The sequence below is a fragment of the Rhizobium sp. Leaf453 genome, from assembly GCF_001425605.1.
GTDB lineage: Bacteria > Pseudomonadota > Alphaproteobacteria > Rhizobiales > Rhizobiaceae > Pararhizobium.
In genome coordinates this window covers 119,009-131,770 of the sequence record NZ_LMRG01000006.1, presented here as the reverse complement: position 1 = coordinate 131,770, position 12,762 = coordinate 119,009, and the positions used below count along the sequence as shown (strand labels likewise).

Annotated in this window: 15 protein-coding genes and 3 pseudogenes; 11 read left to right on the top strand and 7 right to left on the bottom strand. The window is 55.0% G+C overall.

Features of this window, described 5'->3' with window-relative positions; all coding sequences use genetic code 11:
• Positions 1 to 18 precede the first annotated feature (18 nt).
• From ASG68_RS09305 to ASG68_RS09295, 3 genes are all read right to left on the bottom strand, one after another.
• Positions 19 to 1,023, bottom strand: a complete 1,005-nt coding sequence (locus ASG68_RS09305) for a sensor histidine kinase (RefSeq protein WP_062581378.1) — start codon at positions 1,021 to 1,023, stop codon at positions 19 to 21.
• 2 nt (positions 1,024 to 1,025) lie between these two features.
• Positions 1,026 to 1,244 (bottom strand): hypothetical protein, encoded by a 219-nt coding sequence (locus ASG68_RS09300; protein ID WP_062581380.1) that lies wholly within the window; start codon positions 1,242 to 1,244, stop codon positions 1,026 to 1,028.
• A gap of 115 nt (positions 1,245 to 1,359) precedes the next feature.
• Positions 1,360 to 1,569, bottom strand: coding sequence for a cold-shock protein (locus ASG68_RS09295; RefSeq protein ID WP_062581382.1), 210 nt, complete (start codon positions 1,567 to 1,569; stop codon positions 1,360 to 1,362).
• Between the two features lie 295 nt (positions 1,570 to 1,864).
• Between ASG68_RS09295 and ASG68_RS09285 the strand changes: the two genes are divergently transcribed.
• Together ASG68_RS09285 and ASG68_RS09280 are read left to right on the top strand one after the other, a co-directional pair.
• The gene (locus tag ASG68_RS09285) at positions 1,865 to 2,083 is read left to right on the top strand and encodes a hypothetical protein (protein WP_062581386.1); all 219 of its coding nucleotides are present in this window, start codon (positions 1,865 to 1,867) and stop codon (positions 2,081 to 2,083) included.
• 142 nt (positions 2,084 to 2,225) lie between these two features.
• A pseudogene (locus tag ASG68_RS09280) lies at positions 2,226 to 3,174 on the top strand (alpha/beta hydrolase family esterase); the annotation flags it as partial.
• 275 nt (positions 3,175 to 3,449) lie between these two features.
• On the opposite strand, the gene ASG68_RS32985 reads toward ASG68_RS09280, so the two are convergent.
• Positions 3,450 to 3,596 (bottom strand): DUF982 domain-containing protein, encoded by a 147-nt coding sequence (locus tag ASG68_RS32985; RefSeq protein WP_413814004.1) that lies wholly within the window; start codon positions 3,594 to 3,596, stop codon positions 3,450 to 3,452.
• Between ASG68_RS32985 and ASG68_RS31725 the strand changes: the two genes are divergently transcribed.
• Together ASG68_RS31725 and ASG68_RS32250 are read left to right on the top strand one after the other, a co-directional pair.
• Positions 3,573 to 3,734, top strand: a complete 162-nt coding sequence (locus ASG68_RS31725; protein ID WP_162244476.1) for a hypothetical protein — start codon at positions 3,573 to 3,575, stop codon at positions 3,732 to 3,734. The two genes, ASG68_RS32985 and ASG68_RS31725, sit on opposite strands and share 24 nt — an antisense overlap.
• Positions 3,735 to 4,824: 1,090 nt before the next feature.
• Positions 4,825 to 5,101 (top strand): annotated as a pseudogene (locus ASG68_RS32250) (hypothetical protein).
• A 376-nt stretch (positions 5,102 to 5,477) separates the two neighbouring features.
• Here the strand turns inward: ASG68_RS32250 and ASG68_RS09270 are convergent.
• The gene (locus ASG68_RS09270) at positions 5,478 to 6,407 is read right to left on the bottom strand and encodes an NAD(P)/FAD-dependent oxidoreductase (protein WP_062581392.1); all 930 of its coding nucleotides are present in this window, start codon (positions 6,405 to 6,407) and stop codon (positions 5,478 to 5,480) included.
• A gap of 701 nt (positions 6,408 to 7,108) precedes the next feature.
• Here ASG68_RS09270 and ASG68_RS32245 point away from each other — a divergent pair.
• Positions 7,109 to 7,303: pseudogene (locus ASG68_RS32245) on the top strand (MBL fold metallo-hydrolase); the annotation flags it as partial.
• A 43-nt stretch (positions 7,304 to 7,346) separates the two neighbouring features.
• On the opposite strand, the gene ASG68_RS32745 reads toward ASG68_RS32245, so the two are convergent.
• On the bottom strand, positions 7,347 to 7,475 hold the full coding sequence (locus ASG68_RS32745) for a hypothetical protein (RefSeq protein WP_274534213.1): 129 nt from the start codon (positions 7,473 to 7,475) through the stop codon (positions 7,347 to 7,349).
• Between the two features lie 234 nt (positions 7,476 to 7,709).
• Between ASG68_RS32745 and ASG68_RS09265 the strand changes: the two genes are divergently transcribed.
• The 6 genes from ASG68_RS09265 (at position 7,710) to ASG68_RS09240 (ending at position 11,353) form a co-directional block, all read left to right on the top strand.
• Positions 7,710 to 8,270, top strand: coding sequence for a hypothetical protein (locus tag ASG68_RS09265; RefSeq protein WP_062581394.1), 561 nt, complete (start codon positions 7,710 to 7,712; stop codon positions 8,268 to 8,270).
• The gene (locus tag ASG68_RS09260) at positions 8,263 to 8,679 is read left to right on the top strand and encodes a phage holin family protein (RefSeq protein ID WP_062581396.1); all 417 of its coding nucleotides are present in this window, start codon (positions 8,263 to 8,265) and stop codon (positions 8,677 to 8,679) included. The genes ASG68_RS09265 and ASG68_RS09260 overlap by 8 nt, the downstream gene beginning before the upstream one ends.
• Entirely contained in the window at positions 8,679 to 9,686 is a 1,008-nt protein-coding gene (locus ASG68_RS09255; RefSeq protein ID WP_062581398.1) for a DUF3618 domain-containing protein, read from the top strand. The genes ASG68_RS09260 and ASG68_RS09255 overlap by 1 nt, the downstream gene beginning before the upstream one ends.
• A 179-nt stretch (positions 9,687 to 9,865) precedes the next feature.
• Positions 9,866 to 10,060 carry a hypothetical protein gene (locus ASG68_RS09250; RefSeq protein ID WP_062603551.1) on the top strand — a complete coding sequence of 65 codons (195 nt, stop codon included), beginning with the start codon at positions 9,866 to 9,868 and terminating at the stop codon, positions 10,058 to 10,060.
• A gap of 134 nt (positions 10,061 to 10,194) precedes the next feature.
• Positions 10,195 to 10,590: a hypothetical protein gene (locus ASG68_RS09245; RefSeq protein ID WP_062581402.1), complete on the top strand. Its 396-nt coding sequence runs from the start codon at positions 10,195 to 10,197 to the stop codon at positions 10,588 to 10,590.
• A 550-nt stretch (positions 10,591 to 11,140) separates the two neighbouring features.
• The gene (locus tag ASG68_RS09240; RefSeq protein WP_062581403.1) at positions 11,141 to 11,353 is read left to right on the top strand and encodes a hypothetical protein; all 213 of its coding nucleotides are present in this window, start codon (positions 11,141 to 11,143) and stop codon (positions 11,351 to 11,353) included.
• Positions 11,354 to 11,759: 406 nt separating this feature from the next.
• Here ASG68_RS09240 and ASG68_RS09235 read toward each other — a convergent pair whose 3' ends face one another.
• Positions 11,760 to 12,572 carry a DUF1206 domain-containing protein gene (locus ASG68_RS09235; RefSeq protein ID WP_062581405.1) on the bottom strand — a complete coding sequence of 271 codons (813 nt, stop codon included), beginning with the start codon at positions 12,570 to 12,572 and terminating at the stop codon, positions 11,760 to 11,762.
• Positions 12,573 to 12,762 lie beyond the last annotated feature (190 nt).

Below are 12,762 nucleotides of genomic sequence, written 5' to 3'. Positions count from 1 at the left end.
GTCGCAAGCTCGACGCCGTTACGAAGACAAACGACTCGCTTCCATTTTCAGCTTTACAATCAGGCCCTGCTGAGACCAGTCGTGTTCCAGTTCCCCGCCTAGATGTCCAACCAGCGTGCGGTGAAGCAGTTTGCTTCCGTAGCCGCCCGGACCGTCAGGCTTCTTTACCTCTGGCCCACCCCGTTCCGTCCACTGGATTTCCACATTGTCGCCGACGACATTGCCTGACACGTCGAGCGTTCCTTCGGGTAACGACAACGCACCGTATTTCAAGGCGTTTGTCGCAAGCTCGTGGATGACGAGCGCCAATCCGGTGGCGGCCGTCTCGCCGACACCCACCCGTGGAACCGCGACCCTAACCCGCCCCGCGAAAGCTCCATCGTCGTCATACGGTGCAAGCAGCACAGTAATGATATCGCCGAGCAGCGCCGCACTGCCCTGCCCGTTTGGCAGCGGTCGCACCAGATCATGAGCGCGCCCAAGCGCAGTCAAACGACCTGTCAGCTGTTTCGTCATGATCTCGACCGAATCCGAAGACCGCGAGGTGATCTGCGTCAGGCCTGACGCAATTGCCAGAAGGTTCTTTACCCGATGACTCATCTCGCCCGCGAGAAGCTCATGACTTTCCTCGGCATTTTTCCGGCCCGTCACGTCCAGGAAAATACCCGTCATCTTGCGATCCTTGATGCCCGCGTCGTTGCCGCGTCCTCGGGCGGAAATCCAGCGTACATCCTCACCGACGATGATCCTGAAGTCTATCTCGTACGGACCGACGACGGCTCTGGTGGCCGTGAATGCCGCACGAACCCTGTCCCGATCTGCGGGATGGATCTTGTCCGACAGCCGCTCGAAAGTCAGAGGTGACACCTTGCTAACATCCCACAGCGTATAGCCATGGCTGTCCATGAGGAGATCGTCGGTATCAACCTGCCAGGACCACAGCGCAACTCCAGCCGCCTCAAGCGCGCCGCGAAGTTCGTCGGGGGACCAATCGAAATGATTGATGCGGTGGTCCTTGGTCATAGTCAGCTCCTCTTACGGGTTTTCAACGCCGGTTTCGTCGGGGCGCTCAGGCGGTCGTGTTCTTCCTTGGCGAGCCTTGCTTCACGTAGCCGGGACGTCTTCTCCTCACGAGACCGCATCACATGGTCAATCTCCTTGACGGCGTCTCCACGCGCGAAGAACTGCGTCCGTATCTGGCCGAACGCGACTTCGGCATTTTCGCGAGACCTGCTGTCGGACATCTGTCCTCCAATTTGTTATAGGCGGAAAATGGAGAAAGGCCGGACAAGTCCGGCCTTTCAACAACTCGCTTCCTGCAGTGCCAGTACATCCGTGGTCAAAGCGGAAGCAGTGCGATTAAGCTGGCTGAAGATTGCAAGCCGACATCTTGCCCGACTTGTTGTCGCGCTCCAGGTCATAGCCAATCTTCTGGCCCTCGACGATTTCGCGCATTCCGGCGCGTTCGACCGCCGAGATGTGGACGAACGCATCAGCGCCGCCGTTGTCAGGCTGGATGAAGCCGAAGCCCTTGGTGGAATTGAACCATTTTACTGTGCCTGTGGTCATGATGAACCCTTTCAAAGAAATGTTAAGCGACCGCGAGGCCGAAGCCGGGCGGATGGTGGTAGCGATTGATTTTGAGAGGGAAGTTCGTTCAGGCGCGGTGCTAATCGCGCGGCAACCAAAGTTCAGCAAGCAAAAGATCGATAAACCAGTGATAGAGAAAATAACGGTTCGGGTCAACTTTTAGTTTTGATCGAATTTTCATTGGGACGTACGTCGCAAGAGAAACTCATCACAACGCCATGGAACTTCAGCCATCGCTGGAGGTTGTCTTGCTGCACTGTCTGGAGAAATCGCTATGACTACACCTCAAACAAATGCGGCACAATTAGCCGCCGACTACCTAAAACTCGGCGGCACGCGTCGCGGTAAGCTCGACGATAACATTGTCGACACAAGGCAATGGCACGACGAGCCTGAAGAAGCCTCCACTTTCTGGAATGAGCGGATCCAATCGCTGCCAGACGAACGGCGGCGCGAGGTGGAAACCAACTTGCCGACAATGAATTCTGACTAGTGCAATCTGCGTGAACGACGAAGCAGTCTTGTCGTCAGATGCCAACCGATCTGATGTCCGCGGCGTATTCGTTTGTACCAATGCAGCACTTCCTGATCCTCGCTGCAGTTATTTAGTTGTCCGCGATAGCCTAAGGCGCGAGATGAGAAGCCTTTTCGATACTGTTGAACGCCTTAATCGTTATCGTCCACCGCCTGATTTTATTTATGATGAAAGCAGATTGCGTGAACTGGAAGATTTTGGGAAGAACCCGGGCGAACTGACGGGGTGGCACCACGTTCCTCACGGCCTGGTATCGCCGGCTCTCGTCGTCGTGCTGCACGGGTGTACGCAGACCGCTGCGAGGTATGACGAAGGATCAGGATGGTCGAGATTGGCGGACGACTTCGGGTTCGCCGTTCTCTTCCCCGAGCAGGCTAGGCAGAATAATCGGAACCTTTGCTTCAACTGGTTCTATGGGAGTGACGTTGATCGTGAACATGGCGAGGCCAAATCTATCCGTGAAATGATTGCGACGACGGTCGCTGACCAAGGCATTGACCCGAGGCGCGTCTTTATCACGGGGCTGTCAGCTGGCGGCGCTATGGCAAACGCAATGCTCGCCGTCTATCCGGAAGTGTTTGCTGGCGGCGCAATCATTGCGGGCCTGCCTTATGGTGCAGCCGTAACGATCCCGCAGGCATTCGACCGGATGCGTGGATATGGGCTATCGTCGCCGGAATCATCGCAGAAAAGACTCCGTGCCGCCTCTTCCCACGCCGGACCTTGGCCCTCCATTTCCGTGTGGCAGGGTACTGCAGATACGACAGTGGACCAGGTGAATGCGAAGGCGATCGTTGACCAGTGGAGCGCGGTGCATGATGTATGTTCCGAGCCGGCAAAGCACACGAATGTTGACGGCCATGATCATTTTTGTCTGGTCAGACGTTTGTGGGCACGAAATGATCGAACTTCATAGCATCAAAGACATGGAGCATGGCACGCCGCTCGACACTGCTAGCGGTTACGGCAGAGCTGGACCATTCCTGCTTGATATTGGAATTTCGTCTACTAAACATATCGCTCGTGGTTGGGGGCTCATTCCGTCGTTCGCAGCCGTCTGAAGCGTTCCCGCACGGCGATGCGTGCACAATGAGTAACCCTCCGCCCTGTCTCGCACCTCTTTCGTCCACGGATCCAAGCACAAACATTGGCCTCGAGCGTCGAGCGTTTCCACGATTCGGTAGGCAATGATGACCCTGAAGGCTATCGGCCGCCGTCAATCTGGGGCCGTGTTGTCACCGCTTAACAATTTTCTCCATCCTTGCTCCGATTGGAGATCTCTTTGACACCTATTTCGGCTTGGATGACTGCGGCCTGAAACGCTTCACGCGTCCGACTCCGAGCCCTTACTGTCTATTGCCGCAGCGCACAACTCTTCCGCCCGATGATATGCTGATCGCTTCTCGGGCCAGTTGATGAGGAGCGCCATAAGCGCTTGGAATGGTCCATGGATCGTCTGCTGACCTGCCACTGGCAATTGAACAATGATGGGCTTCCAGGTCGTCACTTTGCACCTCAACTTTCTTTGGCGGGAAGCAAGCCCTCGCCGACCCATGCCGCCTTTGGAGATTGCCACTCTTTTTCGCTCGACCAAGGGATCGGACTTTGAACGGCGCCCGCTACAGGACCATCGCCACGGTAACTAAATGTTCGAACGAACAACAACGCTGTTGGATTGTTCCCAGCGGAAACATTCTAACTTGGTGGACACCATTTGGAGTTTGTGATTCACGCAGGTCGACTGGCACCGGCCTTCAAAAGCTGATCGTTCGTCGAATTGCGTCCGCCAGATTGGATCTTTGTCGGCATGTCATCGCGTCGTGTTGTCGTCCGTTAGTCAAACACGACGGTCCTTACACCCGAGCCTAGACCATTCGTGTTCACCGCTTAAGTGTCAGCCTTTAAGCGAGCCGACCAATGTGACGTTGTTCAATTTTCTGGAAACAAAAGATGAACTATCGTGGTTATCGGCAGTTGGAGAGACAGTGAAAGGCGAGACGCGAAAACGCCCGTGCTTGTGTCATCGTGCGAAGCTAGCGCTACTCTGCCTCGCCCTTGCTTGATTTTCGATTGAAGGCTGCTGGATGGAGGAGACCGCAATGTCAGTATCAGCAATTTTTTTCCTGCTAACAGGTGCCATACCACTCCTCGCGGCGATTGTAGTCCTTTGGCTTGGACCGCGCCGACCCCGATCTTCCCATGATCGGTGAGGACAATGGCGCAGTACGCGCTATCCGATCTTTATCTTGTAATCGGTGATGCTGACCAACAACAAATCGATATCGCTGAGGTTGGTTTTGGCGAGAACGAAATTGTGTCCGGCTAGTCGTTTGATGACTGCGGGTGGGCAGGAGGGTGGGGCATGTTTCCGCTTCTGGCGAAAGCCGTATCAGACCAGTTGTCGGTCGGCACACTCAGACGGACCACGAGGCTAAACAGCTTCGGCTGATCATGCCCTTATTTATCTTCGGATGCCGTATGTCCCTCAAAGTTGATGCGTAGTCTAGAGATGCTCCCCAAACGCCGCTCCTCACGAAGAGGTCCCTCCCTGATGCAGTTATCGCAGGCGTGGATCAGAAGCTGTCAGAACAATGTTACGATAAAAGTCTCGTCACGTCGCCGATCGAGGTTAAACTTGCGCGCAGCAATGGAATTGTTCAGAGGAGGGGTGGTTCACGGACCAAACGAACGAGGTTCACATGAAAACTATACTTCCAACATTGGTAGCCCTCATCATGGTGGGGTGCAGCGAAACTAACATCAAACCTGTGCCCGAGAGCATAAACTACGGAGGGGTGCCAAGCACCCGCATTCAGAAGGCTCCGGTCGGTAGCACTGCATAACTTTGTCGACGATCGCGGCCAAAGGAAGGAAGAGACGTACGTTATTCAGACGGATAGGTCGCTGAAACTGGTCAGGAGGGAACTTGTGCCAGACGACTGGTTCTTCGGAAATCGCGAAATAACCAGGCGCTGATTACGCTCTCCAGCTTTTAGACAGATCGCCTCGAACCTCGTTCGGTCGAGACCGCGCCTTATAGCGCGGGGGCGATTGGCAGTTGGATCACGCCCTGGGCCCTGAATAGGCCGACGATTTCGGCTGTCTACCGCCGGCGTGCGCCGAACAGCCGGAACTTCTAGCTTCAATCGTTGCAGCCGTTCACTGAATCACCGGATGAGTTTGTGCTCGTTTTCGTGCGCACGTCGGTGGCACAATTTACCCCCGCTCCTTAACCGTGGACCCAACCAAGCTGCAAGCAGCGTCGGCTTAAGACACCAATGATTTTATTCCCACAGGGGAAGTAGCGCTGCGCGAGCAACTGAGCGGCATGGTTTCAAGGTTACGCATACATTCAGCGAACCAACACTTCGACTTCACACAGATCGTTTCGAATGGCTGTCGCAGCAACCCCTGCTTGACCCATCGCGTGGCTGATTTGGTCGAGACCGATCACGACGTCGCCAGCGGCATAAAGGCCAGGCACGCTCGTTCGCTGATGGGCGTCGACGTTAATGCAGCCCTCATCCGAGATGCGAGCTCCGACTCCTACAGCAAGGGCGGAACGAATCTCCGAGCCAAGGGCCGGGTAGAATGATGCGAACGCGTACGTTGTCGTCGCCGTGGTAACGGTAACCCTATCGGTTCCCAGTTCGATTGAAATCACCGGACCAGCCTCGATTTTTATCCCGAGTTCTGCCAAGCCTTTCCGCTCTGCGTCGGACAGCTCATGCTCGCCATCAGGCGCCACTAACGTGACGTCCCGAGTGTAGCTCCGCAGAAACTTTGCTTCTCTAAAGCCCTTCATGCCTGTTCCCACGACCCCCAGAGACTTATCCGACACTTCGAACCCGTCGCAAACAGGGCAATACCGCAGCAACCCCCGTGCGACCGCCTCGTCATGCGCGGGCGACGACATTGGTGGTCTGCGGTTGAGCACGCCAGTGCCCATAAGAACGGTGCGGGCAAATGCTGTGTCGCCATCGAACTCCAACTTGAATAAATCGCTGTCCTTTTCAAGGACCGTGACCTTGCTGCCCCGGATCAAAGCACCGTAACGCTGAGCTTGTGCGCGCATCCTGGCCAGAAGATCCTGGCCACTGATCCCGTCCGGAAATCCAGCATGATTATGGGATATCGGGATCATCGAGGCTCTGCTGGTATTATCGTCAAATACCGTCACGGAAAGATGATAGCGGGCGAGATAAATCGCTGCCGTCAAGCCAGCCGGGCCGCCACCGATGACTGCACAATCCCATATCGCCTTTTCCAAATTGTCAGTCATGAACGTGCTTCATCTGCCAGAGGCTTGTGTTCGGGAGTTCGGAGGAAAATCCGAACCATTCGATTGCCGATTTGCCCTGCCCGCCGCAGTTCAACGTACAGCGGCGACCATTGTTCTCACTCGTCGATTTTGTAAGACTCTGGCCGCAGGCTGAATCAATTCGGTCGATAATCGGTTTCGTCGACTCCACGCCTCGGAGCCAGGTTCGCCTAGGTTAAAGACTCACACGGCTGAAATTGATATTTTTACAATCATGTGATTCCGCCTCCGAGTTCCTCTTGCTAGGTGAAAGTGAGCCGCTATCTGATTTTGATATGTCACCTGTATTCTAATGCCGACGCGCGCTAACTTGCTCCGGACAAACAAGTTCCCAGGAAAACAGGAGCGACTGAATGGGTCGGCCTCGTCGGGCCTGACGATGCAAGTGAGTCCGCTGCGCATCATCTTTGAAAAGCGCTTATTTCGACTGACCAATTGCGCACGCGGCACACAGTTATCCAAATCCTGCTTTTTTAGAAGTCGGTTTAACACAGGTGGAACTTTGAGCCTTGTCTGTGGGTTCGAGTTCCTTCATGGCAGGAGGCACAAATGGCGGTTCAGCTTTCACTTGAACACACCGATGCTGCACCGACTGCGGGGACTGTTTCCGGGTTCTCGCATTGTCCACCGATCTTGCCTATTTGCGCCTATCGATCGTCAATGTGGTTTTCTACGGAGATCCGACGGTTGGAAATGGATGGGTCCTGATCGATACGGGCTTGGCGACTTCTAGAAAAAGAAAAAGCATCACCGAGGCTGCGAAACATCGTTTTGGCAAGAATAGCCGGCCGTCGGCAATAATCATGACTCATGCCCATTTTGATCACGCTGGATCCCTCGAAGCATTGGCAGGCCATTGGGACGTGCCATTTTACGCCCATCCCCTGGAATTTCCTTATCTCAGCGGACAAGCTTCCCCTCCGCCTCACCGTGCGCATCTACAATCGCCCCGATCTCCCGCTTGAAAGATTCAAAAATCGCCTCTAGGCGAGAGATCACTTTTGCGTTTCCATTTTTGATTTCGTCCATTGTCACTTCCCTGTTGCCGCGCCTCCCAAACGGCACTGCTTCACGACGGCGAAATGAACGACATCGATCTATGCCTAGGCCGATGGCGCCGACTGTTTGTTATCGCGCATTCTCTGCCATGCGTGGGTAGGTTTTGCAGCCAGTCCAATGAACTGGCGGTCATTGGAACAAAGATCAAAAGTCATGGTTCACCGATGCGGCGACCGCCGCTTTGATTTTTCATAGGAGGCTTACATGCCAAACGAGTTCGACGATCCAGCGAGCGGATCACGCGCTGCGCCGACGACATCTCCTTTCTACGACGCAACTCCATCTCCCGACGCTCCGGCCTCTTTCGCCGATCTGAAAGATAAGGTGAGCGAAGATATCTCGTCCGCCAAGGACACGATCAAGACGGGTGCCGATAGCGCGGTCGCGAAAGTGAAGGATGTGGTCTCTGAACAGGCAACATTCGCCGCAAGACAGGTGGGTGGCGTAGCGACCGCGCTTCAGAAAGTCGGCGCGGAATTGGAAGGGTCTGACCAGGCTGAAGTCGGGCGCTATGCCAAACAGATCGGGCTGAGCGTTCAAGGTTTTGCCAAGCAGATGGAAGGCAAGGATATAGGCGAGATCGCCAATATGGCCGAGGAGTTCGGTCGCAAGCAGCCGCTAGCCTTTTTGGGCATCGCGGCGCTCGCCGGATTGACCGCTAGCCGTTTCCTCACCGCGTCGGCAAAAAGAGCCCCGTTCAAGACCGCCAATTCTTCCTCAACTACTTTTGATTCGAACAGGACCGGAGGTCAGGATAATGGCTAAGTCTCCCGAAAGTGCCCCTCTGTCCGAACTGCTTGGCGGACTAGTCAGCGACGTGACAAGTCTGTTCCGCAAGGAAATCGACCTCGCTAAAACTGAGGCCTCCGAAAAACTTTCCAAGGCGATGATCGGCGTAGAGATCCTCATTATCGGGCTTGTCTTGGCCATCGGTGCGGTTGGCGTCCTGCTTAACGCCCTTGTCGGAGGTCTCGCTGCATTTCTCGTGACGCAGGGTTTCACTGATACAGGCGCCAGCGCCTTGGCTTCGCTGATCGTCGGGGTTGCCATCACTGTGATCGCATGGGCGTTCGTCTCTCGCGGACTCGCGGCCCTTCATGGAACCAATATCACCCTAAATCGAACCGCGACGTCGCTCCGTCGTGATGTTGACGCCGTGAAGGAGAAAATCTGATGGAACGTTCAACCGAGAAAACGTCAGCTGACATCCAGAGAGAGATAGATCAGGATCGTCAGCGTATCGGAAACCGCATCGACGCTATCCAGGAACGGATGTCGCCTGGGCAGCTGATTGATGAAGTTCTGACCTATGCCAAGGGCAGTGGTAGTGGCGAGTATGTCAGCAACCTTGGGCAGGCGCTTAAGAACAATCCGCTTCCTGTCGCTTTGATGGGTGTGAGTCTTGCTTGGCTGATGGCTAAGGGTGCAACCCCATCGACCCCCTCTCCTATCGCACAAACCGTTTCGGAATATCCACTCTATCGGGCTGACGGTCCGGTTCGACGTCTGGGCCCTCCACAAAGTGAAAACGGATCGACATACAGTCACTTCTCCGACAGCTCGGGACGGAAACTTAAAGCGCTGACTGATGAAACCGGTCGCCGTGCCGGTCATTTTGTTGATGAGGCAGGCGCGACCTACCGGGGGTTTGCCGACGCCAGTGGTAAGCAGATCGACCAAATCATTGACGAGACAGGAGCTTTGCTGGACAACGCATCGGGCTGGGTTGCGGAAAAGTGGGAACGGGCGAAAGGTGCGGCGGGCAATCTTGAGGCTGCTGCCTCGGGAGCGGCCAGTTCACTGTCTGACCAGGCTTCTTCGGCGGCCAGCTCGTTGCGAGGGCAAACAAACAAGTTGAACGACGCCATCCTTACGCATTTCCGCGACCAGCCGCTAGTTGGAGGGGCCCTAGCCTTTGCGGTAGGAGCAGCTATAGGTGCGGCGCTTCCCCACACGGACGTGGAGGACGAGTTGTTGGGTGACGCCTCAGACACTGCGATGGAAAACGTTACGGCAGCCTCGCAGGATGTGATGGACCGTGGGAAGCAAGTTGCGTCCGAAGTATACGAAAAGGTCTTGGAGGTGGCGTCCGATACCCATGACACCATTAAGGACCGTGTTGTCGAAGAGGTCGACGCCTTCGAACTTGGAGTGTCGGACCCAAAATCCTCGCAGCCCTGAACCGCGGAAAATGGGAAGCAGGTCCGGCTCGACAATCTCGTAGGGTTGTCGAGCCTTCTTCACGACTTGCGTCACCGCTTTCCCCTTCCCGGCCCGCGTTGTCACAAACGCCTTATGGCCCCGGTGATGCCGGAACCAAGCGGTCTGCTCAGAGTTTGAGGCGAAACGGAGAGACTTCAATGATTAAAGCACCAAATGAAAACCCAAAAGACGATGACTTGGAATGCCAGAAGGCGTTGGAGCCATCATTTCTGGCACTGATTGATGAGGCCATCAGGTCGGGCTGGTCGCGCGAACAGGTCATCAAATCTTTCGGTGACTTAGTAGACAATCTTTGGTTCGAGGACCAGGCTTTTCCAGACGACGCCCGCTGAGAAGCCGGGCACATTGGCTGCCGTCGGGTCTTTTGGCTATGTCAGCGCGGGTGTCCGGCCGCTGGAAACTTGCGCGGAGGGAACATTACCACCGGCGGCTGGTTAAGCCGCATCGCAATTGTGAGGATAGTGCTATGGCCACTTATACCGATGAACGAGGCAACCGTGTCGCTTCGGAAGATACAAATAGAATCGTGGTCGAAACATCCGTCGAAGCCCGGCAGGGTCTACTCGGCAGACCTGTTTTGATGGTCCTAATCGGTGGTCTTGTACTAGCTATGATCGCTTGGGGGATTTCGGAAATGTACGGCGAAGCCGTCGACAATGATGCAGCGACGGACGTCAATCAGACTTCGACCTCAACGCCAAATGCGGTTGTCACCCCCACCGATCAAAAGGTCATCGATAATGCTCCCCCGGCTGGCGAGAAAATGCAAACGGCGCCCACTGATCGTGATCCTACTGCGGAGTCCGGCACAGGCGGCGATACCCAATCAGTCGCGCCTGCTGGAACAGAAAAAATTAGGTAGTTCAGGGCGCAACACATAGCAAAACGTGAACTCAGCGATATTGGCACTGACAAACGTTACGTACGTCACGACAAAGACGGATCAAGGATCAGTCGACGTCGGAACATCGCTTGGAGCCGACAAACGCACGCTACATTGATGCGGCAACAGATAGAATTGTAACCGGGAGCATCTACCTGCCCAACGGAAATCTGGCCTGGACCAAAGCTCGACTACAAAATTCGATGGCTGGAGAGGCTGCAACATTGTCCCGCCCGGCTACGGGAACTGGAAGTTGCGTTGTTCTCGCGGGCAACCACAACGACATGGCGACTGAGATGGATGGATACAAGCTAGAGCGTTGGCGCGATGACGCATTGCTCCGTCTAGAAGTTGGTGAGTGTTTCATAAGCTGGTTTGGACAACGTTGGACGCAGTCCCCGGATTCCATGCCGACGAAGTAACCTACAAATTCTGGGATTAGCTTCGTAATGCTTCATTTATGAGGCGGGGCCATTCGAGGGACCACGCGCCGTGTCGATTGAGGTGCAGCTTAAAACTGGAGAACGCGATGATTAAACATCCTGAACGACCAATCGATGACCCTGAGCGTGAGGTTGAGTTAAGGCTGGTTGTCGACCCGCTTCTCCAAAACCTTATCGCCGACGTGGTTGCAGAGGGCTGGGGTACCGTCGAGACGATGGGTGCCATCAGGCAAGTGATGGTGCACCTGGAGGCAAGCTACTCCCAAGACCCGGATCCTGCGGAAGACCCTGACCTTTGAGTTAGCAACGTGCTCCATTTTTTCGGAAACCTACGGTGGGAGCATGGTGCGAAATGTCGACCTGTAAACTGGTGGAGATCCGGTGTTACGTTGATGTCAAGACGGCATGTGGCCGGCGCGATCAAGGTGAGGTTACCACCTATCGCTTGTAATCTTGCTTACCTCTGAAGGGTGTGTGGGTGGCGCCTATGCGGTGGGTATTATCACGAAGGAGCCAATCGATAGCGACAGGAGAATATGCTGGCGCGGAAAACGTTGCGGGGCTTGTATAAAGGAACTTGGAAAATGGGCTACGGAAACCTTCTTTCATTCCAGCCTAAGCGCATGGCCCCACTCCGATCGCTGCCGAAGCCATCACGTCTAATGTGCCCCCTGTCGCTGCAAAAGAAAGGCGTCTACCGATGATTCAAAGCAGCGCAGCTCTGGCAGATGCGATCGCTGGTGGCCGAATTCGCCGGTAAGCGGCCTCGATAAAACTGTAGAGACCGAAAGCCAGCAGGCCGACTGCTGCAAAGACGTACAGGAATGCGCCAAATGGGAGTTCACGGATCCAAGCCAACGCCTCCGAGATCCCGCCCGCCTGGTCGGGATCGACGGTGAAAGCAGCGAATGCGAAAAACACGCCGGTTATCAGCAGCAAGAAACCGCGCGCCGCAAGGCCGTAAACACATACCCAATCTAAGCCAGTTCCTGCCGTGGCCGGTATATCCAGGTACTTCCTATAGCCATGACCAAAGCCCTTGATGATTTGTGCGATACCTGACCCAACGACCGTCAATCCAATACCCGCGAGAACGTAGCGCCCAAATGGCTGTGAGATAACCCACGAGCTTAATCCAGCTTCCCCTCCCGAATCTTGCCGATCGCCAACTCTCAACGCCATACTGGCTGCATAGAGTGCAAGGCTGCTGTAAACTATGGCGCTGACGAGCAGGCCAAATCGGATAGCGTACCCCTTAGCCGTAACCGGGTGTCCGTCTGCATTTGCAAATGCCTGCGCTAGCCTCCAAGCTATAAAGCCCAATAGGCCTACCGCGATAAAGCCCATCCAAACTCGACCAAGAGGTTGCTGGAGAACGACCTGTAACGCGGACTTTGAATCAGCTTCTCCCCCATCGAAACTCGAAAACAGGGCGAGCCCGGCGACAAGGACATAAACGATACCACGCGCGGTGTAACCAGAGCGGGCAAGCAATTGAAACAGTGATTGATTTTGCATGTGACCTCAACATACGAAGTGGGGTATTGGGACGATAGTAAGGTAATCTCTTGGCTTGAAGGATTGCTTGCTCGGCCATCGTCTATTTGAGACTGCTAGTTATTTTATCTCGCGCGTCAGAAATGTGATGCGGTGAAACGCAGCAATGCCAGGCAAGTTCCTTCCAACGACTACCGGACGGTCGTCCGGC

Coding starts and splice junctions, on each gene's coding strand:
- ASG68_RS31725 (WP_162244476.1), top strand. CDS start 3,573: ATGGATCGTCTGCTGACCTGCCACTGGCAATTGAACAATGATGGGCTT.
- ASG68_RS09250 (WP_062603551.1), top strand. CDS start 9,866: ATGATTAAAGCACCAAATGAAAACCCAAAAGACGATGACTTGGAATGC.
- ASG68_RS09295 (WP_062581382.1), bottom strand. CDS start 1,569: ATGACCACAGGCACAGTAAAATGGTTCAATTCCACCAAGGGCTTCGGC.
- ASG68_RS32745 (WP_274534213.1), bottom strand. CDS start 7,475: ATGGACGAAATCAAAAATGGAAACGCAAAAGTGATCTCTCGCCTAGAG.
- ASG68_RS09265 (WP_062581394.1), top strand. CDS start 7,710: ATGCCAAACGAGTTCGACGATCCAGCGAGCGGATCACGCGCTGCGCCG.
- ASG68_RS09300 (WP_062581380.1), bottom strand. CDS start 1,244: ATGTCCGACAGCAGGTCTCGCGAAAATGCCGAAGTCGCGTTCGGCCAG.
- ASG68_RS09240 (WP_062581403.1), top strand. CDS start 11,141: ATGATTAAACATCCTGAACGACCAATCGATGACCCTGAGCGTGAGGTT.
- ASG68_RS09235 (WP_062581405.1), bottom strand. CDS start 12,572: ATGCAAAATCAATCACTGTTTCAATTGCTTGCCCGCTCTGGTTACACC.
- ASG68_RS09255 (WP_062581398.1), top strand. CDS start 8,679: ATGGAACGTTCAACCGAGAAAACGTCAGCTGACATCCAGAGAGAGATA.
- ASG68_RS09270 (WP_062581392.1), bottom strand. CDS start 6,407: ATGACTGACAATTTGGAAAAGGCGATATGGGATTGTGCAGTCATCGGT.
- ASG68_RS09305 (WP_062581378.1), bottom strand. CDS start 1,023: ATGACCAAGGACCACCGCATCAATCATTTCGATTGGTCCCCCGACGAA.
- ASG68_RS09245 (WP_062581402.1), top strand. CDS start 10,195: ATGGCCACTTATACCGATGAACGAGGCAACCGTGTCGCTTCGGAAGAT.
- ASG68_RS09260 (WP_062581396.1), top strand. CDS start 8,263: ATGGCTAAGTCTCCCGAAAGTGCCCCTCTGTCCGAACTGCTTGGCGGA.
- ASG68_RS09285 (WP_062581386.1), top strand. CDS start 1,865: ATGACTACACCTCAAACAAATGCGGCACAATTAGCCGCCGACTACCTA.